At 74.0% G+C, this 24,397-nt stretch carries 23 protein-coding genes; 12 read left to right on the plus strand and 11 right to left on the minus strand.

Features of this window, described 5'->3' with window-relative positions; translation table 11 throughout:
- Positions 1–5: 5 nt before the first annotated feature.
- Positions 6–2,057: a glycosyltransferase gene (locus tag ACZ6S8_RS33760; RefSeq protein ID WP_469461461.1), complete on the minus strand. Its 2,052-nt coding sequence runs from the start codon at positions 2,055–2,057 to the stop codon at positions 6–8.
- Positions 2,058–2,311: 254 nt separating this feature from the next.
- Between ACZ6S8_RS33760 and ACZ6S8_RS33765 the strand changes: the two genes are divergently transcribed.
- A complete protein-coding gene (locus ACZ6S8_RS33765; protein WP_469461463.1) occupies positions 2,312–3,634 on the plus strand; it encodes a glycosyltransferase in 1,323 nt (440 codons plus the stop codon).
- A 41-nt stretch (positions 3,635–3,675) separates the two neighbouring features.
- Here the strand turns inward: ACZ6S8_RS33765 and ACZ6S8_RS33770 are convergent, their stop codons facing one another.
- Entirely contained in the window at positions 3,676–4,929 is a 1,254-nt protein-coding gene (locus tag ACZ6S8_RS33770; protein WP_469461464.1) for an NAD(P)/FAD-dependent oxidoreductase, read from the minus strand.
- Positions 4,930–5,144: 215 nt separating this feature from the next.
- On the opposite strand from ACZ6S8_RS33770, the gene ACZ6S8_RS33775 reads away from it, so the two are divergent.
- Positions 5,145–6,368: an FUSC family protein gene (locus ACZ6S8_RS33775; protein WP_469461467.1), complete on the plus strand. Its 1,224-nt coding sequence runs from the start codon at positions 5,145–5,147 to the stop codon at positions 6,366–6,368.
- A 36-nt stretch (positions 6,369–6,404) separates the two neighbouring features.
- Here the strand turns inward: ACZ6S8_RS33775 and ACZ6S8_RS33780 are convergent, their stop codons facing one another.
- The gene (locus ACZ6S8_RS33780) at positions 6,405–6,938 is read right to left on the minus strand and encodes a flavin reductase family protein (protein WP_469461469.1); all 534 of its coding nucleotides are present in this window, start codon (positions 6,936–6,938) and stop codon (positions 6,405–6,407) included.
- Positions 6,939–7,176: 238 nt separating this feature from the next.
- Between ACZ6S8_RS33780 and ACZ6S8_RS33785 the strand changes: the two genes are divergently transcribed.
- Positions 7,177–7,698 carry a TspO/MBR family protein gene (locus ACZ6S8_RS33785; RefSeq protein ID WP_469461471.1) on the plus strand — a complete coding sequence of 174 codons (522 nt, stop codon included), beginning with the start codon at positions 7,177–7,179 and terminating at the stop codon, positions 7,696–7,698.
- 155 nt (positions 7,699–7,853) lie between these two features.
- Here ACZ6S8_RS33785 and ACZ6S8_RS33790 read toward each other — a convergent pair whose 3' ends face one another.
- Entirely contained in the window at positions 7,854–8,285 is a 432-nt protein-coding gene (locus tag ACZ6S8_RS33790) for an SRPBCC family protein (RefSeq protein ID WP_469461473.1), read from the minus strand.
- 112 nt (positions 8,286–8,397) lie between these two features.
- Between ACZ6S8_RS33790 and ACZ6S8_RS33795 the strand changes: the two genes are divergently transcribed.
- The 4 genes from ACZ6S8_RS33795 (at position 8,398) to ACZ6S8_RS33810 (ending at position 13,743) form a co-directional block, all read left to right on the plus strand.
- Positions 8,398–10,002, plus strand: a complete 1,605-nt coding sequence (locus ACZ6S8_RS33795) for a Rossmann-fold NAD(P)-binding domain-containing protein (RefSeq protein WP_469461476.1) — start codon at positions 8,398–8,400, stop codon at positions 10,000–10,002.
- Positions 9,999–10,484 (plus strand): cupin domain-containing protein, encoded by a 486-nt coding sequence (locus ACZ6S8_RS33800; protein ID WP_469461478.1) that lies wholly within the window; start codon positions 9,999–10,001, stop codon positions 10,482–10,484. The genes ACZ6S8_RS33795 and ACZ6S8_RS33800 overlap by 4 nt, the downstream gene beginning before the upstream one ends.
- A 153-nt stretch (positions 10,485–10,637) precedes the next feature.
- On the plus strand, positions 10,638–12,821 hold the full coding sequence (locus ACZ6S8_RS33805) for a SpoIIE family protein phosphatase (protein ID WP_469461480.1): 2,184 nt from the start codon (positions 10,638–10,640) through the stop codon (positions 12,819–12,821).
- A 253-nt stretch (positions 12,822–13,074) separates the two neighbouring features.
- Complete coding sequence (locus ACZ6S8_RS33810; protein WP_469461482.1) at positions 13,075–13,743, plus strand: DUF4328 domain-containing protein; 669 nt, start codon at positions 13,075–13,077, stop codon at positions 13,741–13,743.
- A gap of 60 nt (positions 13,744–13,803) precedes the next feature.
- Here the strand turns inward: ACZ6S8_RS33810 and ACZ6S8_RS33815 are convergent, their stop codons facing one another.
- The 3 genes from ACZ6S8_RS33815 to ACZ6S8_RS33825 form a co-directional block, all read right to left on the minus strand.
- Complete coding sequence (locus tag ACZ6S8_RS33815) at positions 13,804–14,355, minus strand: DM13 domain-containing protein (protein ID WP_469461483.1); 552 nt, start codon at positions 14,353–14,355, stop codon at positions 13,804–13,806.
- A gap of 170 nt (positions 14,356–14,525) precedes the next feature.
- The gene (locus ACZ6S8_RS33820) at positions 14,526–15,368 is read right to left on the minus strand and encodes a dioxygenase family protein (protein ID WP_469461559.1); all 843 of its coding nucleotides are present in this window, start codon (positions 15,366–15,368) and stop codon (positions 14,526–14,528) included.
- A 167-nt stretch (positions 15,369–15,535) separates the two neighbouring features.
- Positions 15,536–16,480, minus strand: a complete 945-nt coding sequence (locus ACZ6S8_RS33825) for an AraC family transcriptional regulator (RefSeq protein WP_469461485.1) — start codon at positions 16,478–16,480, stop codon at positions 15,536–15,538.
- Positions 16,481–17,145: 665 nt separating this feature from the next.
- Here ACZ6S8_RS33825 and fusA point away from each other — a divergent pair.
- Positions 17,146–19,242: an elongation factor G gene (gene fusA, locus ACZ6S8_RS33830; RefSeq protein WP_469461487.1), complete on the plus strand. Its 2,097-nt coding sequence runs from the start codon at positions 17,146–17,148 to the stop codon at positions 19,240–19,242.
- Between the two features lie 160 nt (positions 19,243–19,402).
- Here fusA and ACZ6S8_RS33835 read toward each other — a convergent pair whose 3' ends face one another.
- Entirely contained in the window at positions 19,403–19,606 is a 204-nt protein-coding gene (locus ACZ6S8_RS33835; protein WP_383809107.1) for a cold-shock protein, read from the minus strand.
- Positions 19,607–19,839: 233 nt separating this feature from the next.
- Here ACZ6S8_RS33835 and ACZ6S8_RS33840 point away from each other — a divergent pair, with 233 nt between their 5' ends.
- The 4 genes from ACZ6S8_RS33840 to ACZ6S8_RS33855 all read left to right on the plus strand — a co-directional run bounded on the left by ACZ6S8_RS33840 (position 19,840) and on the right by ACZ6S8_RS33855 (position 22,704).
- A complete protein-coding gene (locus ACZ6S8_RS33840; protein ID WP_469461489.1) occupies positions 19,840–20,217 on the plus strand; it encodes a VOC family protein in 378 nt (125 codons plus the stop codon).
- Between the two features lie 112 nt (positions 20,218–20,329).
- Positions 20,330–20,620: a hypothetical protein gene (locus ACZ6S8_RS33845; protein ID WP_469461491.1), complete on the plus strand. Its 291-nt coding sequence runs from the start codon at positions 20,330–20,332 to the stop codon at positions 20,618–20,620.
- Between the two features lie 283 nt (positions 20,621–20,903).
- Positions 20,904–21,458 (plus strand): YceI family protein, encoded by a 555-nt coding sequence (locus ACZ6S8_RS33850; protein ID WP_469461492.1) that lies wholly within the window; start codon positions 20,904–20,906, stop codon positions 21,456–21,458.
- Between the two features lie 739 nt (positions 21,459–22,197).
- Positions 22,198–22,704: a C40 family peptidase gene (locus ACZ6S8_RS33855; RefSeq protein ID WP_469461494.1), complete on the plus strand. Its 507-nt coding sequence runs from the start codon at positions 22,198–22,200 to the stop codon at positions 22,702–22,704.
- A 73-nt stretch (positions 22,705–22,777) separates the two neighbouring features.
- Here the strand turns inward: ACZ6S8_RS33855 and ACZ6S8_RS33860 are convergent, their stop codons facing one another.
- The 3 genes from ACZ6S8_RS33860 to ACZ6S8_RS33870 form a co-directional block, all read right to left on the minus strand.
- On the minus strand, positions 22,778–23,146 hold the full coding sequence (locus ACZ6S8_RS33860) for a PRC-barrel domain-containing protein (protein ID WP_469461496.1): 369 nt from the start codon (positions 23,144–23,146) through the stop codon (positions 22,778–22,780).
- 66 nt (positions 23,147–23,212) lie between these two features.
- Entirely contained in the window at positions 23,213–23,374 is a 162-nt protein-coding gene (locus ACZ6S8_RS33865; protein WP_267726685.1) for a DUF5670 family protein, read from the minus strand.
- 93 nt (positions 23,375–23,467) lie between these two features.
- A complete protein-coding gene (locus ACZ6S8_RS33870) occupies positions 23,468–24,256 on the minus strand; it encodes an SDR family NAD(P)-dependent oxidoreductase (RefSeq protein WP_469461498.1) in 789 nt (262 codons plus the stop codon).
- Positions 24,257–24,397: the final 141 nt, after the last annotated feature.

The raw sequence follows: 24,397 nt of genomic DNA on the forward strand, positions 1-24,397 counted from the left end.
CGGTCTCACGCGAAGGCCTCCCGGCCCCGAGCCGGGAGGCCTTCGCGTTGCCCCGCCCGGGCCAGGCCGGCGTAGACCGAGGCGAACGCCGACGCGGCGGCCTCGATCGAGTAGTCGCCGCGGACGGTCTCGGCGGCCCGTGCCGTCATCGCGGCGACGTCGCCGTCCGGCAGCGCCAGCAGGCGTTCCACCCCCTGCGCCAGCCGCGCGGCCGAGGACGTGTCCAGGAGCAGGCCGTTGACCGTGTCCCGGAGGTAGTGCGGGACGCCCCCGCGGCCCGTCGCGGCGACGGGCAGACCCGCGTCCATGGCCTCCAGGACCGCGATCCCGAACTCCTCCTTGGCGCTGGGGCAGACGTAGTGGGCCCGGCCGGTGGTGGCGGAGCGGGCCAGGGCCCGTTCCAGGCAGCGCACCTCCGCGTTGGGCAGGGCCGGGACCAGGGCGAGGCGCGCGGCGGCCTCGGGACGGGCCGCGCACAGGCCCGCGATGGCGGTGCGCACGTCGCGTTCCGCCGTGTCCGCCGCGTCGGCGCGGGCCGATCCGCCCACGACGACCAGAGTGGAGCGCAGGTGCAGCCCCGACTCGATCCAGGCCCGCACCAGCACGTGCTGCTGCTTGAGCGGGTGCAGCCGGCCGACGGTGAGCAGGAGCGGCAGCCCCCGGTCGGCCGGGTCCAGCGCCGACGGCCGGTCGCCCGCGCTGAACAGCAGCTCCAGCAGCCGGTCGCCGCGCGGGCGCTCGTCCGGCAGGGCCCGGTGGGCGGTGATGCCCTCCGGGGGCGCGGCGGGCCCCCTGCCGCCCCGTACGCCCGCGAGTTGCGGAAAGTGGCGGACCAGCTCGGCCGTGCCGCCGGGGCCCGGGATCCCGACGACCTCGTCGGCCCGTTCGACCAGCCGGTCGGCGGCGAAGACCCGGTGCAGGTCCTGGCGCAGCTCTTCCCGGTCGGCCGCCGTACGGCCCCGGCCGCCCGCGTGCCGCTCGCTCACGCGGCGGTGCGGGTCCGGGGTGGCGGTGAAGACCACGCGGGCCCCCAGGCGCCGGGCCGCCTCCGCGACGGCGAGGGAGCCGTCGTCGGCGTACCGGACGTGCACCAGGTCGGGCCGGCGGGCCAGCTCGCCCAGCAGCCGCTCCGTCCACCAGGTGACCGCGCCCGCGCCCGCGGTGTCGGCGTCGGCGTGGATGTCGGCGGGCAGGCCGAGGATCCAGTGCCCGGGGCCGCGCGGCCGCAGGAGCCCCGGGTCCGGGCCCTGGGCCGGGGCCTTGCCGCCACCGCCCGTGACGAGGGTGATGACCCCGTCGACGGGGTCGGTGAGCGCGAGCGCGTCGCCCAGGCTTCCCAGGAGCACCCCGAGGCCGCCGCTGGCGCCCTCGCCGGGGCTGTCCATGGCGCCGAGCAGCATGGACTGCACGACCAGGAGCCCCCCGCCCCCGGGGATCCGCGGGGGGTCGAGCAGCCGCGCGCCCGACGCGGCGGTGAGCAGGAGCCGTTCGTACGGGTCGCGGGCCGTACCGGGTGCGGGCAGCAGACCGCGGTCGTGCGGGTGCCGCGCGAGGTGCCGCCACAGGGCGTGCCGGGCGGGGCGGGCCGTGAACGGCTCCCGTGCCCGCAGCCGCGCCCAGCGGACGGCGTCCAGGGGCCTCAGCCGGCCCGCCGTGGCCAGGTCGAGGAGGAACGCGGCGGTACGGGGGTCCGTACAGCGCGGCAGCTCGTCGCCCAGGGCGCGGCGGGCGCGATCGGTCCCGTAGCGGCGCAGGGAGCCGGGCCACGCTTCGGTGACCGTGCCGCGCGTGCGCCGGTCCCCGTACCGGGCGACGGCCACGAGCTCCTCCGGCGGGGTGGCCAGACCGAGGCGCAGGGACCGCCGCAGCCGGGCGATCCGGTGGTCGGCGGGATCGGAGAGGGCGCCGGCCTGCCCGGAGGGGAGGTACTCGGCCCGCAGGTAGGGGGCCAGCGCCCCGGCGGGGAGCGGCAGCCCCCGGGGCGCGCCGGGCGTCCAGAACGCGTGGCGGACCGCGACGAACGGATCCGGCCTGTCGTGCGCGGCGGCTGAGTCCACGGGGCCCTGCTCTCTCGCTCGGGTGGGAGGTCACCCCTGCTTCCGCCGGCCCGACGGCTTCGGATGCGCCGGCTCCGCCCACGGGTCGCCCGCGACACGCCGGGCGCGGCCGCGCCGGGACTTTCCGCCCCGCGCTGCCTCCGCGGCGGGCCGCGCGGCGGAAGAGCAGCAGAGTGCCGAGTACGGAGCACCGGATACCGCGTACCCGTGCCGAGGGCCGCGAGCCCGGAGCCGACCTACGGAAGTGAGCCCGCATGCCCCGCGTCCACGTGATCGCACCCCCCTTCCGGTCCCACGCGCAGCCGCTGTCCGTGCTGGCCGGCGAGCTGCGGGCCGCGGGAGCCGAGGTGCGCTTCGCCTGCGCCGAGGCCTTCGCTCCGCTGGCCGGGGACGCGGGCGTGGACTTCACCCCGCTGACGGTCACCCGCAACGCGAACACCGGCATCGCCCGGCACACGGAGCAGGGCCGGGAGGAGGCGGCGCGGCTGGAGGAGTTCCTCGACGCCACCCGGGAGGGTGCCGTTCCCGCGCTGCTCGCCCAGGCCCGGCACCGCCGGGCCGACATGCTCGCGGAGCCCGAACGCGTCCTGGCGGAGCTGCGCGCGCTGCACGCCCGGTGGCCCGCCGACTGGTACGTGGTGGACCAGCTGAGCTATGCGGTGACGCTCGCGCTGCACTGCCTGGGACTGCCGTACGCGACGTTCTGCCCGGGGCACCCGAGCTACCTCACGCACTCCGCGGGCGCCCTGTTCGGGGTGCCGTACGCCTGGCCGCGGGCGGTACGGCCGCCGGCGGCGGACCTCCTCGCGCTGCGCCGGGAGGCGCGGGCCAACGACGTCGCCTTCACGGCGCTGTTCGCCGCGTTCGCCGCCCGCCACACCCCGCACCGGCCCGCGCCGGGCCGGGCGTTCTCCCTGAGCTCCCCGCACGCCGTGGTCCTGAACTATCCGCGGCTGGACTGGCTGCCCGGGCCGGAACAGGACCCCCGGTACGTCTTCAGCGGGCACTGCACGCGTGCGGAGGCGGCCGGCCCGGGCCCCTTCTGGGAGACCGAGCTGCGCCGGCTGCGGCGGGCGGGCCGCCGCGTGGTGCTGGTGGCGCTCGGCACCTTCCTCTCGGCCCGGGAGGACGTGCTCGAGACGGTGTGCCGGGGCATCCTCGCCGCGCGGCCCGACGTGTCGGTCGTCCTGGCCGCGGGCGACCGGGCCGACGTGCTCGCCCACCTGGCGGGTCCCCGTACGGCGATCGCGGCGACCGTCCCCCAGCAGGCCCTGCTGTCGCGGGTGGACGCCATGGTCCACCACGGCGGCAACAACTCGTTCACGGAGTGCCTGGCCGCCGGGGTGCCGGCCCTGGTGCTGCCGTTCTCCAGCGACCAGTTCGCCATCGCCCACGACGCCGAGCGGGCGGGCGCCGGCCTGTGCCTGGACCCGCACGGACTGCGCGCCGACGACGTGGGCGGGGCCGTGTCGGCGCTGCTGGACGCCCCGGGGCACGGGCTGGCGGGCCTGAGCCGTCAGGTCCGCTCCCTGGGCCCGGCGCGGGCGGCCCGGCAGCTGGTGGCACTGATGGCCTGAACGCGGCCGTACCGGACGGGCCCCCGGGACGCGGTGGGATGTCAGCGGGCCGCCCCGGCGAGGTCCTCCACGACCTCGCGGGCCGCCCGGGCCCCCGACGCCAGCGCCCCCTGCACCGAACCGGTGGCCCGGTGGTCCCCGCACACGTAGCGGTGCGCGCCGAGCCGCGCGGGGCGGGAGAGCGGCCACGGGCCCGTCATCGCGGGCAGCGCCTCCTCGACGGTGCGCACGGCCACCTCCTCCCAGGCCGCGGTGTCCGTCCCGTACACCTCCGCGAGCGTCCCGAGCAGTGCCTTTCCGGTGGCGGGCGATCCGGTTCCCCGTACGGAGGTGGCGACGAGGGACGTCCCGGCGGGCGCGTAGCCGGGCGACACCTCGCTCAGGACGCAGGTGTTCAGGAACCGGCGCGCCACGTCCGTGACCAGGTCGGGTCCGTACCCGCGCAGGCCCGGGGCCGCGTGGTACCAGGTCGTCACGGTCCGGTACGCAGGCGGCTCGACCCCGTCCAGCAGGCGCCGGGCCGCACCCGGCCCGGTGGCCACGACCACGGCGGCGGCCGCCAGTTCGCCGTGCTCCGCGGTGAGCACGCCGTCGTCGGTGAGCGCGGTGACGGCCGTCTCCAGGCGGACCGTGCCCGGGGGCAGGCCGTCGGCGAGCTGCGCGGGGACCGCCCCGATGCCGGAGGCGGGCAGGCACAGGGTGCCGCGCAGCATGCTGCGCCAGACGAGGTGGAAGACGCGGCCCGACGTCTCCAGTTCGTCCTCCAGGAACACCCCGGACAGGAACGGCCGGAAGAACTCCTCGACGAAGGCGTCCGAGAACCCGGCCCCGCGCAGCACGTCGCGGGTCGTACGCTCCCCGCCGCCGCGGCGGAGCAGGGCGGCCGGGGCGCACAGGTCACGGGCGGACAGTGCGCCGAGGGCGGCCAGGTCCCGGGGGGACACGCCGCTCGAGAGCAACCGGCGCGCCTCGCGCGGGCGCCGGCTCGGGTCGACGAGGCGCCGCAGCCGCCCTCCGCCCGTGTGGGTCACCACTCCGGGGGTGAACGGCGAGAGCCTCAGGGCCCGCAGGTCCATCCGGGCCTTGACCTGCGGGTAGGAGGTGTTGAACACCTGGAACCCGCGGTCGATGACGAAGCCCCGCACCCGGTCGCTGCGGACCCGGCCGCCGACGGCGTCACCGGCCTCCAGCACCTGTACCGACAGCCCGGCCGCCGCGAGGTCGCGGGCGCAGGCGAGCCCCGACAGGCCCGCTCCGACGACCAGTACGTTCCGACTCGTCCGACGCGTGTGCACGGTGTCCTCCGCTCTCCGTCCGTCCCCGTCCTCCTGGGTACCGGATACGCCGTGCATTCCGCCGCCGACGCCCCGGAGGATGCACCGCGGTTCCGCTCCGATTCCGCTTCGGAGCCGCTCCGGGGTCCGGTTCGCGGGCGCGCCACGCGCGGAGCGCGGGCGGACCGGGTGAACTCCGCGGTGATGGTTTCGCCTGATCGGGGCAGGCACGGCGTATGACACATGCAACTGCCCGTCTGCTCCACCTCGCACGCCGGTACCGGGAGCCGGCCGTCGTCCAGGCCTTCCGCTCGACCGCCGCCGCGGTCGTCTCCTACGTCGTCGCGCTGCGGCTCAGCAGCGAACCGGCTCCGCTGACGGCTCCGCTGACCGCGCTGCTCGTCGTCCAGGTGACCCTGTACACGACGCTCACGACGGGCATCCGGCGCGTGAACGCGGTCGTCGCCGGGGTGCTGCTCGCGATCGGGTTCAGCGCCCTGGTCGGACTGACGTGGTGGAGCCTGGGACTGATCATCCTGGCCTCGCTGGTCGTCGGCCGGGTCGTCAAGGCGGGCGAGTTCGTCCCGGAGGTGGCGATCAGCGCCATGCTGGTCCTCGGCGTGACGCGGGTCGCGGACACGGCTTGGGACCGGGTGCTGGAAACGCTGATCGGGGCCGCGGTCGGCCTCGCGTTCAACGTCCTGTTCGTCCCGCCGGTCTGGGTCGGGCCCGCCAGCGAGGCCATCACCGACCTGGCCGCGCGCATGCGCACCCTGCTGCTGCACATCGGCGAGGAGTCGGGCGACGCGACGACGGTCGAGAAGGCCGCCGCCCGCCTGCACGAGGCCCGCCGGCTCGACAACGACATCGCCGAGGTCGACGGCGCGCTGCGGCAGGCCGAGGACAGCCTGCGGCTCAATCCGCGCGTCCGCGAGGGGCTCCTCTTCCGGCTGGTGCTGCGCACCGGGCTGGACACGCTGGAGATCTGCGCGGTGGTGCTGCGCGTGTCCTGCCGTACGCTCACCGACCTCGCCCGGGTCCGCGGCGACGAGCCGCTCTTCCCGCCGAAGGCGGCCCTCGCGCTGAACGACCTGTACCGGCACACGGCGGTCGCGGTGGAGTCCTTCGCCCAGCTCATCACGGCCCAGGTCAGCGCCAACGCGGAGGCGGCCGAGTCCCGGCTCTCCGAGGAGCTGGCCACCGCCCGCCAGAGCCGCGAGCGCCTCGCTGCCCTGCTGCCGGAGGAGATGGCGCGCCACCCGGAGCAGTGGCAGCTGTACGGGGCGCTGCTCGCCGAGGCGGACCGCGTACTGGACGAGCTGAGCGTGGAGAAGCGTTCCGAGAGGCTGATGGAGGAGCTGGACCGGCACGCGCGGGCGCGCCGCGAGCGCTACCCCCGCCTGCACCGCCTCGCCGGGCGCAGCCGCTCGCTCACCCGGTCACGGTCACGGTCCCGGTGAGGCAGGTGGGGGCGGTGAGGGAGGGGGTGCGCCGGGTCAGGGCGCGTGCCCGGGTTCCACGTCCCGGACGTCGCCGTACCGGAGGGGGCCGGGACGCGGCCTCCCGCCGGGACGGCCTCCGGCGGGCCCGCCGGTGCCGGGCCGTCCCGTTCCGGGCCTGCCCTCGGCGACGGGGGCCAGGAGGAAGCCCACGTGGTCACCGCCTTCGATCTGTCCCTCGACGCGGCCGGTGAACCAGGTGTCGGCTTCCGCCAGGACCGGACTGCCCTCGGTCCCGGGCCGCCAGTCCGTCCGGGCGAACGTGTCGACGCTGTCCCCGGTCACGCTCCCGAACCGTTCGGCCAGCTCCCTCTGGTCCTCGCGCAGCAGGTGGACCGTGAGGTGGGAGGCCCCGCGGGCGACGCGGTAGGTGTGGTTGGCGGTGGACAGCCACACCACGAACCGCGGCGGGTGGATCGAGCACTGTGAGGCGAAGCCCACCAGGCAGCCCGCCCGCCGGCCCCCGGCCGCGGCGGTGACCACGTACATCGGACCGTCGAGTTCTTCGGTGAAGGCGTCCAGACCGGTCACAGCGGCTCCTCGTGGTGCGTCCCGTACGGGGCGGGTGCCCCGCGTCCCCTCCGGTCAAGCCTGCGCCGGGGCGAGGGCGTCCGGGGGAGGCCGGCCACGAACCGCGGCGGGTTTCCCCATCGGTGCGAATCCGGCGGGCGCCCCGGGACAGAAGGGAAGACGTGAGGCCGCCGCGGCAGTCGACATCCGCGCGGGCGGCACCACCCCGGAGCACACCGAATCCACCAGGAGTCCAGCCGTGGCAGCATCCGCGACACCGAGGCCGACGCCGACCCCCGCGCGGCGGGGCGGGGCGAGGAGCTGGGCCGCCCTCGCCGCCTTCCTCGCCGTGACCTTCTGCGTCGCCGCCCTCGGGGCCCTCGCCTCCGCCGACGCGGGCGAGGTCTACGGGGCGCTGCGCCGGCCGGCGTGGGCACCGCCCGGCTGGCTGTTCGGCCCGGTGTGGACCGTCCTGTACGCCGCGATCGCCGTCGCGGGGTGGCTGGTCTGGCGCCACCCCGACCGCTCGCGCGCCCGGCGCGCCCTCGCCTGGTGGGGCGTACAGCTCGCCCTGAACCTGGCCTGGACGCCCTTGTTCTTCGGCGCCCGCCAGTACGGGCTCGCCCTGCTGGACATCGCCCTGCTGCTGGCGGCGGTCATCACCACGCTGGTCCACTTCCGCCGGCTGAGCCGCACGGCGGCGCTCCTGTTCCTCCCCTACCTGCTGTGGGTGGCCTTCGCGGCGGCCCTCAACGCGGCCGTCTGGCAGCTCAACACGTAGCCGTTGTTTCGACCCCGTCATGCGCCGTCAGCATGACGTCCTCCCGCGCATCGAGGAGAAGATACTTTCGAGCGGGCGCGAAAACCCGTAGCGGCTCTTTGTGTTCGAATGCCATGCGCGAATCATTCCCGTCAGGGCGTGCCGAAGATTTCCAGTCACGGACGGAACGGGCTCAGCGCTCGGATTCCGGCCCGGAATACGTCGTCCCCGAACAATGACCTCAGCCGTGGGCCGTCTGCCGGGTCATGCGGTTCGAATGTCGCCGACCAGGTGACGAGGCAGGAGGTGGCGGATCCCGTTCCTGACACCTCCATGGCGGCCCGATAGTTCCTCGCGGGGAACGGGCTGGTCAGGAACGTGTACGAGAGCCTGCGGGCCCCGGGATCACTGGCGAGGAGTTCCTCGCGGATCGTCGCGCCGTCCTGCGTCGTGAGGGCCCTGACGATCCCCCCTCCGGGACCGGGCGCGGCCTCCAGTGCGCTGAAGGAGATCAGCGGATGCCATTGTGCGATATCGCCGAATGCGGCAATCCGGCCCCAGATCGCTGAAGCCGGATGATCGACGGTCCCTCGGGCGGTCACCTTCACACGAATTCCCTATGTTCACACTAGTTGATTTTGAATGCGTTTTGCGGAGGACGGCTTCCGCCGAGTACAAACAGGCAAACATTCAACGCCGAACAGATCGAGAATTCAACACGTGCCCATCCGACGTCCGGACCACCGTGATCCGGCGCCCGCACACGCCCTCGCCTCCTTCGCGGCGACCACGGTCCTCGTCTCCGCCGCTCCCGAAGACGGCCCCCACCTCCTGTCCCGCGCGGCCCGTCGCCTGTGCGAAGCCGTCGGCGACGGCGCATCGCTCCGCCACGTCGAAGGCGAGCTGACGGCCCGGCTCGGACCCGGTCTGCACGCCCGGATGTTCGTCTCCACCGAGATGCGCCGCGACACTGCTGAAACGTCCATGCTGCACCTGAACCTGCGGCTGTCCGACACCGCGGGCATCCTGCCGGCAGCCTCCCTGGGACGGTGGGCGGAGATCTGGCACCGCCAGCCCCTCTCCGCGCGGGAAACGCAGCGGGTGGCGGGCGAACTGCCCCTGATGAGCGCGGCGGTCGAGCGGCTGCGCGACGGCAAGCCGCTCGCGGGTTTCGCGGTCGTCGTCACGGGCCACTTCCTGACCGACCTCGTCCACCTCGTCCAGTGCCTTGCCGAGCTGGGCGCTCCCCTGGACGCCATGACGGTCCTGCGCAAGGACTACGCGTACCAATGGCGGCACCGCGTCCACGGCCACCTCGCAGAACTGGGAGTGCACCTCTGCGACTCCACGGATCCCGAAGCCGTCACCAGGCACACCGCCCGCGCACGCGGGCGGGGCTTGCGCTGCCTCGCCCTGGACGACGGCGGATACATCGCTCCCGCCCTGCTGGACGGGGCACGTGACGCGGACCCGCGGCACGCCGGGGCCGCCGGCTCTTGGGCAGGGGTCGTGGAGCAGACCATGTCCGGGATCTACAAGCTTCAGGGCCGCGAGCACGAACTTCCCTTCCCGGTGTTCTCCGTGGCCCAGTCCCGGCTCAAGGGACGCATCGAGTCGTACTGGATCGCGGAGAAGGCGGTCTCCACAGCACTGGAACTCCTGCCCGCCTTGAAGATCGAGGGCCAGCCCGCCCTGGTCATCGGCTACGGCAACGTGGGCGCCCAGATCGCCGCGCTCCTGACCCAGCGACGCATGCGCGTGGCGGTCCACGACGCGGACTTCCTCCACCTCATCGACGCCCACGAGAGCGGCTACACCACCGCACGCGAACTCGACACGCTCCTCACCCGGCACGCGCCCCTGCTCATCTTCGGCGCCACCGGCCGCACCAGCATGTCCACCCGCGAGTTCGAAGCCCTGGTACGCCCCGCCTACCTCGCCAGCGTCAGCAGCCGCGACATCGAGTTCGACCTCCCCGCCCTCGCTGCGCTCGCTCCGCAACAGCCCCCGGCCTTCGACGCGCCCCACCCCTTCACCCGCACCCACCACCTCCGGGGAGGCGTCGACGTGACCGTCCTGGCCGGAGGCCGCCCCGTGAACTTCCACGAGACCGACAGCATCAGCAACCTCCACTCCGACCTCGTGTACGCGGGCATGCTCACCGGCGCCTGCGCCCTCGCCAACCGCCCCGCGCCCCGAGGCGTGGACCCCGCCTGGGCCGATACCGTCCTGGAGGAGTCCGGGCTGCTCCGGGACTACTACGAGCGCTACGGCCCGCCCGCCGTCGCACGGACTCCCGTCCCGGCCGGAGGCCGCCACCAGTGAATTCCGCATCCGATACGGTCCGCGCCCTCGACTTGAACCCCCATCCCGAGGGCGGCTGGTACCGCAGGATCTACACCAGTCCGCTGAGCGTTCCGCACCCGACCGGCCACGGCCGGCGGCCTTCGGCCACCCTCATCCACTATCTGCTGGCACCACCGGAACGGTCCCAGTGGCACACGGTGGCCAGTGACGAGATCTGGCTCTGGCGCGACGGCGGCCCCCTCTCCCTGTCCGTCAGCCCGCCCGGACCGGCACCGACCACCATCACCGAGCACCTCCTGGGACCGCGCACTTCCCCGGGCGCCGAACTGCAGGTGTGCGTGCCCGCCGGCCACTGGCAGAGCGCCTGCCCCGCCGGTTCGGACGAGGTCCTGGTCAGCTGCCTGGTGACACCCGGCTTCGACTTCGCCGACTTCGCGCTCCTCGCGCCTCCGGAGGGAGCCGACCGCTGCCAGGCCGAACACGCCACCACTACGCCCTGAGAAGACCCTGAGGCCGCGGGCTCCGCGCCCGCATCCACCTCGGTGCCGCCACCCTCGCAGCCCTCAGCGTCCGGCTCCGCGCACGGCCCGAGAAGCAGTGCCCGGGCGCCCCGCCCGTGCCGCATTTCGGGCGTATTCTCCACACTATGGCTGATGGAACGGTCGGCCCGATCGGGGCGCGTGGTGTCCGGCCGCGATGACGGGCCCCACGGCGCCGGGCCCCCGGAGGAAGCGGCAGCGGGCGTACTCGACGGGGTGCTGGCCGAGACGGCGCGCCGTACCGGGGCCTGCGCCGCAGCCCTCTTCCTGCTGGACGGGGGCGCGCAGGTACTCCACCTGACGGTGTCGTCCGGGCTGCCGGACGAGGTGGCGCGCAGCTGGCGGCGGGTGCCGTTGAGCGCGCCCGTCCCCGTGAGCGACGCGGCCCGCGAGGACCGTCTGGTGTGGGTGGGCGCGCAGGACGACCCGGCGTACTCCTCCCCGCGCGTCCCCGAGGGCCTGCCGTACCGGTTCCCGCTCGCCGCGGCCCCGCTGCGGGGCCGGGACCGGCGTTGGGGGGCCCTGCTCCTGTGCTGGCCCGCAAGCCATCCGGCCCGGGCCACCCCCCGGGAGCGGGGCCACATCGGAGCGGCCGCCCGGCGCATCGCCCGCGTGCTGGACGAGAGCGGCACGGTTCCCCCCGGCCCCGGACGGCACCGTCAGGTCCCGTCCGGCCCGGACCCGGGCACGCCGCTCGGCGGAGGGCCGGCGCAGAGCGCCGCGGACTACGTCGAACGCCTCCCCGAGGGGGCCCTCGCCCTGGACCTGGAGGGCCGGATCACCTACCTGAGCGGCACCGCGGCCTCGCTGCTCGGCCTCGACGCCGGCCGGCTGCTGGGCACCCGCCCCTGGCAGTCGCTGCCCTGGCTGGACGACGCGACCGTCGAGGACCACTACCGGGCGGCCGTCACCAGCCGCGACCCGGTCGGCTTCACCGCCCTGCGCCCCCCGGACACGCCCTTGGACTTCCAGCTGTACCCGGACGTCGGCGGCATCAGCGTCCGCATCACCCCCGCCCCCGCTCGCGCGGACGACGACGGCCTCCGCGCGGCCGCTCCGGCGCCGCGGCCCGCCCGCTCCGCCGCCCCGGAGGACAGCCGCTCCGGGCGGCTGTACCAGCTGGTCCACCTGGCAGCGGCCCTGACCGAGACCGTGGCCGTGCGCGACGTCGTCGAACTCGTCGCCGATCAGATCCTGCCCGCGTTCGGCGCCGACGGGCTGGTCCTGTCCGCCGCGGACGCCGGCCGCCTGAAGATCACCGGCTACCACGGCTACGAGCAGGACACCATCGACCGCCTCGACGGCCTCCCCCTGGACACCGACCTGACCCCCGCCGGGCAGGTCCTCACCGACGGCACCCCGTCCTTCTTCGCCAGCCCCGAGGAAATGGCCCGCCACTACCCCCGGGCCCCACAGATCAGCGGCAAGGAGGCCTGGGCCTTCCTCCCCCTGGTCGTGTCCGGCCGGCCCGTCGGGTGCTGCATCCTCTCCTACGACCGGCCCCGCGGCTTCGGCGCCGACGAACGCGCCGTCCTCACCTCCCTGGCGGGCCTCATCGCCCAGGCCCTGGACCGCGCCCGCCTCTACGACGCGACCCGCGACCTCGCCCACGGCCTGCAGCAGGCCCTCCTGCCGCGCAGCCTGCCGTCCCTCCCCGCGTGGGAGAGCGCCGCCCGCTACCTGCCCGCCAGCCACGGCCTGGAGATCGGCGGCGACTTCTACGACGTCATCCGCGTCGACGAGACCCGCGCCGCCGCCGTCATCGGCGACGTCCAGGGTCACAACGTCGCCGCCGCCGCGCTCATGGGCCAGGTCCGCACGGCCATCCACGCCACCGCGGGCGCCCCGCCGGACGAGGTGCTCGCCCGGACCAACCGGGTGCTGGCCGACCTGGAGACCGACCTCCTCGTGTCCTGCCTGTACGCCCACATCGACCTCGTCCGCCACGAGGTGTTCCTGGCCAGCGCCGGCCACCCGCCGCCGCTCCTGCACCGGCCGGCCCGGCCCCCCGGCGCCGTCGCGCTCGACCCCGGCCCCCTGCTCGGCATCGGCACCGGCATCGTCTATCCCGTCACCGTCCTGACCATGCCGCCCGGCGCCACGCTCGCGCTCTACACCGACGGCCTGGTGGAGAGCCCCGGTACCGACCCCGAGCGGACCGCCCACGAGCTCGCCGGGATCCTGGCCTCGCACGGCGGGCACCCCCTCGACCGCGTGATGGACGCCTTCCTCCGCCACGCCCGGCCCGCCGCGCACTACACGGACGACATCGCCATGCTCCTCCTGCGCACGACCTGACCGCCCCCGCCCCGGCCCGTGCGCTCTGACCAGCAGAAACCGTCTGGACTCCGGGTACGGCGCCGACGTATCTTCTCCAGGCCCCCGCCCGCCCGGCAGGGCGTCCGTAGATCATTCGTCCCGTGGGGGGTCCACCGTCATGTCCTTCAGCGCGCCCGACTCGGCGCCGCCTCATCCGCAGCCCGCCCCGGGGGTAGGGGTGCCCCTGCAGGGGCACTCCTACCCCGGCGGGCCCTTTCCCGTGGCTCCGCCGGTGCCCGGGGACGTACTGCGTTCCCCGAACGGCCTCGCGACGGCCCTGACCTGGCTGCTCGGCGCCGCGACCGCGGTGCACCTCTTCTCCGCCGGGGCCGGTGCGTACGAGCAGTCGTGGTTGCGGGGCTTCCCCGGGGGCACCCACTTCGACGACCTGGACCTCGGCCTGTCACCCGTGCTCACCATGCTGGCCGGAGCGCTCCAACTCCTCACGATGCTGCCCGCGGTCATCGTCTTCGTCATCTGGTTCCACCGCGTGCGGAGCAACGGCGGCATCTTCCGCCCCGACGCCTTCACCCTGCGCCGGGGCTGGGCCATCGGCGCCTGGTTCGTCCCCGTCGCGAACCTCTTCCTGCCCCGCCGGATCGCCCTGGAGACCTGGCGGGCCAGCACCCAGCTCGGCCCCGACGGCTCCGAGCGGACGGCGTCCGCCGCTCTGCTGACGGCCTGGTGGGTGGTCTGGGTCCTCACGGCGATCACGGGCCGCGTCTTCAGCCGGATCTACATGGCGGCCGGAACCGTGGACGAGCTGCTCGCCGCGGGCCTCCTCGGGATCGCCGCGGACCTGGGCACGGTGATCGCCGGCGTGCTCGCCGTCCTCTTCGTCCGCAGGCTGACGGCGATGCAGAACACGATGGCCGCCCAGGGCCCGTACGCGACGGCCTGAGGCCCGCCCCTCCGGTCGCCCGCGCCCCGTGCGCGGCCGTGGGTGCCGGGCGGCGCCGTGTCAGACGACGGTGAGGGCCGCCGCGCCGAAGGAGACGTCGAAGCGGTCGCACCAGATCGTGACGCTGGTGTAGTCGGCAGGGTTCACGCCCGCCGGGAGCGCGTAGTTCTGGTCGCCCTTGTTGCCCTTCAGCTTGCCGAGACTCACGTGCGCGCCGTCGTCGAAGACGCGCCAGCCCGCGACGCCCTCCAGGACCGGGGCGTCGGTGAGCCACACCCGCAGGTCCGGCCCGTCGCTGGTGTCGAGGCCCTCCAGGCGCAGCGTGTGGGAGCCGTCGGGCAGCCGGATGAGGGCTGCCTTGCCCGTGGTGGCGTGCTCGTGGCTGGTGAAGGTGCCGCCGGCCAGTGTGACCGGCGGATCGGCGGGACCGGACGGGGACGCGGCTCCGGCAGGGGCGGCAGCTGCCGGCGCGGTCGGCAGGGCGTCGCTGACGGTCGTGTCCTGCCACAGCTTCCACGGCTGGAACCAGTACAGCCCCACCCCCGCCACCAGGGTCCCGGCGACCAGGCCGCCGGTGATCAGCCTGCCGCGCCGCCGCTTCGTCTCTGCCACTGGTGCCGCCTCCTCCGGGGGATCCGTTCGCGGGATCCGTTCCCTGCATTCAACGGGTCAGGGACGCGTGAGACCAGGTCAGAGGTGATGACGGAATCCTTACGCGGGCCGGGGCGCGGAGGCCGGCGCGCAGTCGCCTCCGCGCCGGCCTGCCCGGGAGCGCGGACGGCTCAGCCGCGGCGCCACAGGGCGGGGACGTTCGGGGGCTCCCAGCCGGGCACGGCGGTGTGCGCCTGGACGCAGGTGTACGCCGCCCCTCCGTGGGTGACCCGGTCACCGGCCCGGTACGCGGTCCCCGGCGCCCAGGTGCCAGCGGGCGGGGTGCTCGGGCCGGGGGACGTCGCGGTGGGGGACGGCGACGGCGTCTGCGGGACGTCCAGCACGAAGTCGAAGGTGCCTTCCCTCCCCGGGCCGTTCTGACGTACGTTCATCAGCAGCCGGGCGTCGAAGATCGAGTCCGTGCTGTTGCGCGGCTCCCCCGGAAAGTACAACTGGGTGGTCAGCACCGGCCGGCCCGGGGCCTGGACCTTGACGTGGAGGTGCCGGGTGCGCCCCGGGTAGAGCCCCGGCACGATGGTGGCCAGCCGGAACGCGCCCTGGGCATCGGTGAACTGGTGGCCCCGGAACGCGAACCCGGTGTTGTCGTACGCGCCGTTCACGTCGGCCTGCCAGAAGTCGAGCAGGGCGCCCGCGACGGGCAGGCAGGCCCGGCCGAAGACGTATCCGCTGACCGTGAGCCGGGTGCCCGGGGTGGAAGCGGTCACCAGCGAGGTGCGCAGCGGGGAGTTCGGCTTGAAGTAGGGGCCCTCCGTCTGGGGCACGGTGGGGTGGTCGCCGTCGTCGCAGGCCGGGGTCAGTCCGGGCGCGGCGCCGGCCCCGCGCTGGTCGCGGGCCAGGGCCGCTCCGCCGCCGATGAGCAGCGGCGTGCCGGCGGCGAGGGCGGCGGCCTTGAGGAAGTTCTTGCGGCTCAGCCGGCTCGGCCGGCCGGTGGGGGCGGGAAGGCCGTCGGGCAGCGCGGACCGTGACGGATCGGTGGGGTGTTCTCCGGGGCTGGGCACGGGTCGGACTCCTTCTCACTCGTGGGGCGGGGAAGGTGGCGGGCTGATCCGGGCCCCCGGACCGCGGTGGGGCGCGGCCCGGGGGCGGGAGGCGCGCACCCGCTCGCCCGGACCCCTCGGCGTCAACCTACGGTTCCCTCCGCGGCGGCCGCGATGGACGGGATCCGGGGATCATGGTGATTTCCTCCGCCCGTGAGGTGGGTCCCCGGGCCGATCGCCGCCCGGTAGTCCCCCGGGGTGAGGCCCGTTTCGCGCCGGAAGAAGCGGCAGAAGTACGCCGGGTCGGCGAAGCCCGTGTCCCGTGCCACCTGTCTGATCGTGAGGTCGGTACGGGCCAGCAGCCGCTTGGCCTCCAATGTCTGGCGACGGCGGATCAGCCGGCCCGGGGTCTGGCCCGTGGCCTCCTTCACCAGCGCGTGCAGGTGCCCGGCGGACACCCCCAGCTCCTTCGCGCAGGAGGCGACGGAGGACTCCGTACCGCCCGGGGACGCGATCAGGCGGGTGAAGGCGGCGGCCAGCTCGGCGGCGCGTCCCGGTGCGACGGCTTCCCGCCCCGGACCGGGCTCGCGGTTGCGCAGGGCCCGGACGATCAGGATGTGCAAGTAGGCGCGCAGCACCCCGGCGTACCCCGTGCGCAGGGTCCGGTACTCGTGCTCCATCTCCGCCAGCAGTTCCGGGATCCCGTCCTGGCGGTCCCTCAGGCGCAGCCACGGCCGGTCGGCCAGCAGGTCCAGGGAGGCCGCGTCGTCGGGGTGGGAGAGGAGGAAGTCCTCGTTGAAGAGCATCACCCGGCCGGTGAGTCCGTCGGTGTCCTCCCAGTGGTGGACCTGGCCGGGGGTGATCACGCACAAGTGCGGCGGGTCCAGGGGCCGGTGGGCGAAGTCCAGCACGTGTGCGCCGCGACCGCCGGTGACGTGGACGATCTCGTAGAACGCGTGCCGGTGCGGGAAGCTCGCGCGGGAGAGCGGTCCGATGGAGTCGAAGGATCCGATGGCGAAGGGCAGGAGGTGCGGGAACGGGACCTCCAGCCGGTGCAGCGGCAGCTCGCCGGTCCGGTGCGTGCTCACGAGGTGCTCCGTAACGGGTTCATCGGAACAGTCTGCGACCGGCCCGCCCACTGGTCCAGACCAACCACCACCCGCACCGGCCGCCGTGGGGCGAGGAGTTCCGTCGAACCGCGTAACCCGGACCGCGGCGGATCGTTTCTCTTGATGTCGCAGAAACACACCCGCGTCCCCCGCGGTGTATGCGGCCCAGGGTCCGGGGAGTCCATCGCTCCCCGGACCCTCGGTCCGTTCCGGCCCGCGCGAAAACCGCGTGCCCCGGGCGCACTTCGCTCTCTACACTCACCACACGCACCCCGACAGGGTGGTGCGCGCCTCGAACCGAGTGAAGAGAAGGGGAGCCGGACCATGTGCACGCACCGCACCGCCGCCGCGTTCGCTCCCCCGTCCCGGTACGACGTGATCCCGGTGTCTCACGGGGCCCGGTGCCGGCCGCGCGGCCGTCACCGCACGCCCCTGACGCGCGCTTAGCGTCCGCTCCGCCCTCTCCTCCCGTTACCCGTCCCGTCCGGACTCCGTCCCGGCGGCGCGGTCACGCCGCGGCCCGCCGCCCGGCGCTCCCCTCCGCGGGGCGCCGGCGCGCGCCGCGGAGGGGCGGGGGGCGGACGCGGGGAGCGTCGTCGGGCAATCGCGCCGCCTCTTCCCCATCGTTCGAAAGGCCTCGGGCCATGCGCACCGACCGGCGACCCTTCCCCACCGCCTCCCCCGCCCGCACCACCGTCCGCAACCTGGGCATCCTCGCCCACGTCGACGCCGGCAAGACCACGATCACCGAGCGGATCCTGTTCGCGACCGGCGCCATCCACAAGCGCGGCGAGGTCCACAACGGCACGACCGTCACCGACTTCGACGCCCAGGAACGCGACCGCGGCATCACCATCTTCGCCGCGGCCGTCAGCTGCACCTGGGGCGGACACCGCGTCAACCTGATCGACACCCCGGGGCACGTCGACTTCTCGGACGAGGTCGAGCGGTCCCTGCGGGTCCTCGACGGGGCGGTCGCGGTGTTCGACGCCGTTGCCGGAGTCGAACCCCAGAGCGAGACGGTGTGGCGGCAGGCCGACCGGCACGGGGTTCCGCGGATCGCCTTCGTCAACAAGCTGGACCGGGCGGGCGCCGACCTCGACACGGCCGTGGCCTCGATCCGCGACCGGCTGGGCACGGTCCCGCTGGTGGTCCAGCTGCCCGTCGGGCGGGAGGACGGCTTCACCGGTGTCGTCGATCTGCTGGAGATGCGCGCGCTGCTGTGGCGCGCGGGCTCCGACACGTACGAGGCGGGCCCCGTCCCGGAGTCGCTGCGCGAGGAGGCGGGCCGGCGGCGCCGGCTCTTGGAGGAGACGGTGGCCGAGCTGCATCCGGACGCGCTGGAGGAGTTCTGCGCGACCTCCGCGCTGAGCGGCACGACCTTGGCCCGCGCCCTGCGGGAGCTGACGCTGCGTGGAGACGGCGTGGTCGTGCTGTGCGGCTCGGCGTACCGCAACCGCGGCATCGAGCCGCTGCTCGACGCGGTCCTGGCCTACCTGCCGTCGCCCGCCGACATGCCGCCGGTACGGGGTGTGTCGGGCGGCACGGAACAGGAGCGCGCGCCCGATCCGCAGGAGCCGTTCACGGCGCTCGCCTTCAAGGTGACGGCGACCGCGACCGGGCGGCTCACCTACTTGCGGGTGTACGCGGGCACCCTGCGCAAGGGCGGGTCCGTGCTCGACGCGGGCACGGGCCGTACGGAGAGGGTCGGCCGCATCCTGCGGGTCCAGGCCGACCGGCACGAGGAACGGGAGGAAGCGGTGGCCGGTGACATCGTCGCCGTGGTCGGGCTGAAGGCGGCCCGGGCGGGCACGACCCTGTGCGCGCCGGGGGCTCCGCTGGTCCTCGAACCGCCGTCGGTGGCGGAACCGGTCGTCTCGGTCGCCGTCGAGGCCCGCGGCAGCGCCGACACCGGGCGGCTCGCGTCGGCGCTGGCACGGCTCGTCGAGGAGGATCCGTCGCTGGCGGTGCGGTCCGACGCGGAGACCGGCCAGACCGTGCTGTCGGGGATGGGCGAGCTGCACCTGGAGGTCGCGGTGGAGAAGATCCGCAGCGGTCACGGGGTCGAGGTCGTCGTGGGCCGGCCGCAGGTCTCCTACCGGGAGACCGTCGTGCGCGGCGTGTCGGGTCTGGTCTACCGGCACGTCAAACAGGACGGTGGCGCGGGCCAGTTCGCGCACGTCGTCATCGACGTCGAGCCCGCCGATCAGGGCGGGGAGACCGGGACGGCGGGCTTCACGTTCCGGTCGGTGGTCGGCGGCGGCCGCGTGCCGCAGGAGTACGCGCGCGCCGTCGAGGCCGGCTGCCGGGACGCCCTCGCCGAGGGCCCTCTCGGCGGGTACCCGGTGACGGGGCTGCGGGTCACGCTCACCGACGGGGCGGTCCACTCCAAGGACTCCTCGGAGCTCGCGTTCCGCGCCGCGGGGCGGTTCGCGCTGCGCGAGGCGCTGCGGGCGAGTGCGGTGGAGCTGCTCGAACCGGTCGTGGAGGTCACGGTGACCGTTCCCGAGGACGGTGTGGGCAGCGTCCTCGGTGACCTCGCGGCGCGCCGCGGGCGGGTATCGGGGTCCGCCGCGGAGTCGGGCACGGCGGTCATCACGGCGACGGTGCCGCTGGCCGAGCTGTTCGGGTACGCCTCGCGGCTGCGCGGCCGCACCCAGGGGCGGGGCACGTTCACCACCCGCCCGGCCGGCCTCGCGCCGGTCCCGGCCTCGGTCGCGGGCGCACTGCTCGACCGGTAGCCGAGCGCCGGGTCGCCCGGGCCGGGGCGGCCCCTGGGCGGCGCGGCGCCGGGGCGGTCCCGGCCCGGGGTCGCCCCGGCCCGGCGGTGCCTCCTCGTACGGCGACGGCGCCCGCACCTTCCGGTGCGGGCGCCGTCGTCGAGCGGGGTGGGGCCGGGGCTCAGGCGCGGATGATGTTCTCCGCCTGGGGGCCCTTCTGGCCCTGCGTGATGTCGAACGACACCGTTTCGCCCTCGTTCAGTTCGCGGTATCCGTTGCCGGAGATGTTGGAGTAGTGGGCGAAGACGTCCGGTCCGCCCCCGTCCTGGGCGATGAAGCCGAAGCCCTTTTCGGAGTTGAACCACTTCACGGTGCCGCTGGCCATGCTCGTCCTTCTGTCCAATGCTGCGAGCGGCCCGGATGGGGGCCGCCCGGGTGCCCGTGGTCGGGCGCCCGACACCTTCCTCCCCGTGCCGCCCGGCGTCTACACCTGCTCGTCGAAACTCGTCTCCGGCTGCGGTCGCTCCCGTCCGGCGGACCACCGCCGGGCACCTCCGCGCGCCGCCCGCGGGCCGTCGGGGAGAAGATGGGAGGGGCCCCGCGGAGACAGGAGTGATCATGTTCCGGGACACGAAGGCATTCAGCGGGTTCTCGGTGGACGACGTCGGGAAGGCCGAGGAGTTCTACGGGGAAACGCTCGGCCTGCGGGTCACCCGGGAGCACGGCATGCTCTTCCTGCACCTCGGGGGCGGCGGCTCCGTCCTGCTGTACCCCAAGGACGGGCACCGGCCGGCGGACTTCACCGTGCTGAACTTCCCGGTGGACGACATCGAGGGGAGGGTCGACGCCCTCGCGGCCCTCGGGGTGGCCTTCGAGCGCTATCCGGGCTTCGACCAGGACGCCAAGGGCATCGCCCGCGGGGACGGCGACGCCATGCCGTCGATCGCCTGGTTCAAGGACCCGGCCGGAAACGTCCTGTCCCTGGTCGACGGGTAGCGGCGCCCGGGGCGAGGCCGGCAGGCGCTCCGGCGGCCGTACGTGCACCCATCGGGCTGTGTCCCGGGCGGGGGTTTGCCGCGGGAGCGCACCGGCACGGGATGATGGGCACATGAGCGAGTACCGATCCACCCTCGACAGCACCGGCCCGGCGTCCCTCCCGCGCGAGCCGCGCACACCCGCGTACCGGCACAAACTCCGCTACGAGAACCACGACACGGCGCTCGACTCGCAGGACGCCCCCGCACAGCAGTGGACCGGGCGGGTGCCCACCGGCAAGACCACGGTGACGTGCCTGTGCGGCCTGGACACGGGCGCGGTCCCGAGCGACGAGGCGCGCCTCGTGTACGAGGAGCACCGCAACCTGATCCGCGACGAGATCGCGACCGATCCGCGCGCCTGACCGGCCCGTTCGCGGGCGGATCACTGCAGGGCCGGATCACAGCAGGGCAGGATCACGGCGGGGTCGCCGCACGGAACGCGGCGGGGACCCGGCCGGGCAGGGGGAGGGAGCACGACAGGGGGCGGCGACGGAAACGCTGCCGGGCGCGGGGCGGCGACTCGCCGGGCACCGTCCTGGCCGATCGGGTGACGTCCGGGCGCGGTCGAACGCCTGTAGCGGCGAGCGTGGCTAGCGTGGACGAGCGCATCTCGTCCCCGTCCCCGAGCCCCCGCGGAGCAGGTCCATGACCACCACCCCCCTCACCTCACTGACCGGGAACTACGCCCTCGACCCCGCACACAGCCAGATCGGCTTCGTGGCCAGGCACGCCATGGTCACCAAGGTGCGCGGCGCGTTCAACGAGTTCGAGGGAAGCGGCCACTTCGACGGCGAGGACCCCTCCAAGTCCTCCGCCTCGATCACGATCAAGTCGGCGAGCATCGACACCCGTAACGAACAGCGCGACGGGCACCTGCGCACCAACGACTTCCTGGACGCGCCGGCCTTCCCCGAGATCACCTTCGTGTCGACCGGTGTGCAGCGGCTCGGCGACACCACCTACCGGCTGACCGGCGACCTCACCATCAAGGACGTCACCCGCCCCCTCGGCATCGACTTCGAGTTCCAGGGCAGCGCCACGGACCCGTACGGGAACCTGCGCGTCGGCTTCGAGGGGTCGGCGGCGATCAGCCGCAAGGACTACGGCATCACCTGGAACGCCGCTCTGGAGGGTGGCGGCGTCCTGGTCGGGGACAAGGTGGTCCTGGAGTTCGAGGTGTCCGCGATCCGGCAGCCCTGACCCATCCCGCGGACCCGACGGCGCCGCGCGGCGGCGTCGGGTCCGCGAGGGAACCGCCCCGGGCCGTCCTCGCCGTGGAACCGGGCGCTCCCCGCCGGGCGCGGACACCCGCCTCCTGACCCGCCCGCACCCCACCGCCCCGAATCCGTGCGTGCCGCCCGTCGACGGGGTGCCCGAGGGCCCGCCCCGCGCCGTACGCCTCCCAGGGCTCCCGCGCGTCGAGCCGTCCCCCGTACGCCGGGCGAGGACCAGGGCCGCGACCACCCCGACGTGCCGTTCCCCGTCGGCAGCGCGGCCGGCCGCATGTCCGCGAGCAGGAGGCCCACTTGTGCCCCGGCCGTCGCGGCCGCGGCACACCGCGTGCACGCGCACGCGGCCCCCACGGTCGGGCCGTCGTACCAACACTCGCCCCGGTCAAGCCTGTTCGCCGACCGGCAGCAGGCCCGGCCCGCATACCGCCACCGGGCCCGGCTCCACGGCTCCCCGCCCCCGCCGACGGCCCGAGCCGTGGGGCGACGTCTTCCCGCCCCCCGACACGCCGATGTCAACGCGTGTCGTTTTTGCATATATTCGCAGATCTGTTACAGAATCGATACAATCCAAACCATGTCCGGAAAGGAATTCGGGACGCCATCGGAGAAAACTGTCGGCCGTTGAACGCCAGGAATCACGTCACTGAAAGCAGGGCCCTCAGGTATCCGATCGACCGCTATCTGCATCCGAACGCGGAGGTACTACGATGTCCGTCCCCAGGGCCGACTCCCGTAAGACTCGACAGGGTTACCCACTTGCTCGCCGCGCCGCCAGATTTCGAATCCCTCGCGTCTTTCCCATTCTCTTCGCCCTCACCGCCGGCATACTGACCGGCCCCGCCTCGCCCGCCCATGCGACCCCGCAGTACGGCGCCAAAGCCGTTGCCGTAGCGGCATCCAAAGAGGGAGCCCCGTACGCCCGCGGGGCGACGGGACCCAAACGCTTCGACTGTTCCGGCCTGATGCTCTATTCGTTCAGGAAGGCGGGCAGGAAGCTGCCCCGCACCGCCGAGCAGCAGTACGAGCAGACCTCCCACGTCTCCCGCAGCGACCGCGCACCGGGGGATCTGGTGTTCTTCCCCAAGGGCTCGACCGTGGAGCACGTCGGCATCTACGCCGGCCACGACAAGATCTGGCACGCCCCCCGCCCGGGCACCCGCGTACGGCTGGAGCGAATCTGGAGCGGGAACGTCCGCTACGGCCGCGCCGGTTGACCACACCGACCCCCACCAGCACGCGAACGGGGGCCCGCACCGTGGTGCGGGCCCCCGGACCGGGCGCGGAGCATCAGACGGAAGGGCCGCCGTACGGTGCGCCGTTGCCGTAGTAGAGGCCGAGCCGCTCGCGGTACTCGGAGTCCTCCAGGTGCGTGTTCCGGTGGAACTCCGGAGCGTCCTTGATCTCGTCCTTGGTGCGGTCGACGTAGATCTTCTTCTCGTCCACGTCGACCTTCGTGATCGCGCCCGCCGGGAGCAGGACCTCCTTGCCGAAGATCCACACGCCGGTGTCGACCACCAGGTAGGACGAGCCGACTTCATCGGAGTGCTTGTCGACCTTGCCGATGACACCCTCGGTCGCCTCGACCTTGAATCCGGTCAGATCGGTACCCCGGAGATGACCCGAAGTCTGGCGATAGGCCCACACGTTGTTCGTCATGGAAAGACAACTCCTTCGTATCGAACGGTCGATGGCCGAACGGATCGGCAGAAAAGACCGCGTCGGCTACCAGCGGTACCAGCGACCGCTACTGCCCTTGGGGCGGGCGACGAAGCCGACGAGCCACACGACCAGCACGATGACCGCAATCCACCACAGTGCCTTGAGAGCGAAACCGGCACCGAACAGGATCAGGGCGAGCAGAAGAACAAGAAGCAGGGGAACCATTGTTATCAACCTCCAGAACCTCTGCTGCCCCGCCCTCCCGCATTTACACAGGGCCCTCCGATCCTCCGGCGGAACACGCGCGGCGCCAACCCCTCAGGGAAGGATCGAATCGACATAACCGCCGTCGACGCGGAGGGCGCCGCCGGTCGTCGCCGAGGCGAAGGCCGAGCTCAGGTAGACGACCATGTGCGCGATCTCCTCCGGCTCGATCAACCGCTGCAGCAGCGACTGGGGCCGGTACTCGCGCATGAAGGCGCGCTGCGCCTCGTCCCAGGGCAGGTCCCGGTCCACGAGCCCGTAGACGAAGTCCTCCACCCCTCCCGTGTGCGTGGGCCCGGCGATGACCGAGTTCACGGTCACGCCCGTCCCCGCGGCCTCCTTGGCGAAACCGCGGGACACCGCGAGGAGGGCCGTCTTGGACATGCCGTAGTGGATCATCTCCGCCGGGATCGCCACGGCCGAGTCGCTGGCGATGTTCTGGACGCGGCCCCACGAGCGTCCGATCATGCCCGGCAGGTAGTGCCGGGTGGTCCGGACGGCCGTGAGCACGTTCGTCTCGAAGTAGCGGCGCCACTCGGCGTCGTCGATCTCCAGGGCAGGGCGCGATCCGAAGATGCCGAGGCTGTTGACCAGGATGTCGACGTCGGGGACGGCCTCGAAGACGGCGCGGGCGCCCTCGTCCGTCGAGAGGTCGCCGGGCGCGGCGAGGAAGCGGCCGCCGTCCGCCCCCAGCCGCTCCACCGCCGTCTCCACGGATTCCCGGCCCCGGCCGTTGACGGCCACCCGCGCTCCGGCCCCGGCCAGACCGGCCGCGATGGCCGCGCCGATTCCCTGGGTCGAGCCGGTGACCAGTGCGGTCTTCCCGGTGAGATCGATGAGCACGCTGCTGCCTGCCTGTCTGCCGCGACGCGGCCGTAAGAGGGGGACGCTCCCCGTCGCACTTCCCGTTTTCCACCGGTTTCCCACGATGGGCGGCCTGATTCATTGCACCGGCTTCCGCCGTCTGCCGGACCGGGCAGGGGG

Source organism: Streptomyces sp. NPDC048461 (genome assembly GCF_055587105.1).

Excerpts from the sequence above, each read along its gene's own strand:
- ACZ6S8_RS33865 (WP_267726685.1), bottom strand. The coding sequence starts at position 23,374 with ATGGTTCCCCTGCTTCTTGTTCTTCTGCTCGCCCTGATCCTGTTCGGT.
- fusA (WP_469461487.1), top strand. The coding sequence starts at position 17,146 with ATGCGCACCGACCGGCGACCCTTCCCCACCGCCTCCCCCGCCCGCACC.
- ACZ6S8_RS33805 (WP_469461480.1), top strand. The coding sequence starts at position 10,638 with ATGGAACGGTCGGCCCGATCGGGGCGCGTGGTGTCCGGCCGCGATGAC.
- ACZ6S8_RS33835 (WP_383809107.1), bottom strand. The coding sequence starts at position 19,606 with ATGGCCAGCGGCACCGTGAAGTGGTTCAACTCCGAAAAGGGCTTCGGC.
- ACZ6S8_RS33855 (WP_469461494.1), top strand. The coding sequence starts at position 22,198 with ATGTCCGTCCCCAGGGCCGACTCCCGTAAGACTCGACAGGGTTACCCA.
- ACZ6S8_RS33845 (WP_469461491.1), top strand. The coding sequence starts at position 20,330 with ATGAGCGAGTACCGATCCACCCTCGACAGCACCGGCCCGGCGTCCCTC.
- ACZ6S8_RS33850 (WP_469461492.1), top strand. The coding sequence starts at position 20,904 with ATGACCACCACCCCCCTCACCTCACTGACCGGGAACTACGCCCTCGAC.
- ACZ6S8_RS33840 (WP_469461489.1), top strand. The coding sequence starts at position 19,840 with ATGTTCCGGGACACGAAGGCATTCAGCGGGTTCTCGGTGGACGACGTC.
- ACZ6S8_RS33765 (WP_469461463.1), top strand. The coding sequence starts at position 2,312 with ATGCCCCGCGTCCACGTGATCGCACCCCCCTTCCGGTCCCACGCGCAG.
- ACZ6S8_RS33860 (WP_469461496.1), bottom strand. The coding sequence starts at position 23,146 with ATGACGAACAACGTGTGGGCCTATCGCCAGACTTCGGGTCATCTCCGG.
- ACZ6S8_RS33775 (WP_469461467.1), top strand. The coding sequence starts at position 5,145 with ATGACACATGCAACTGCCCGTCTGCTCCACCTCGCACGCCGGTACCGG.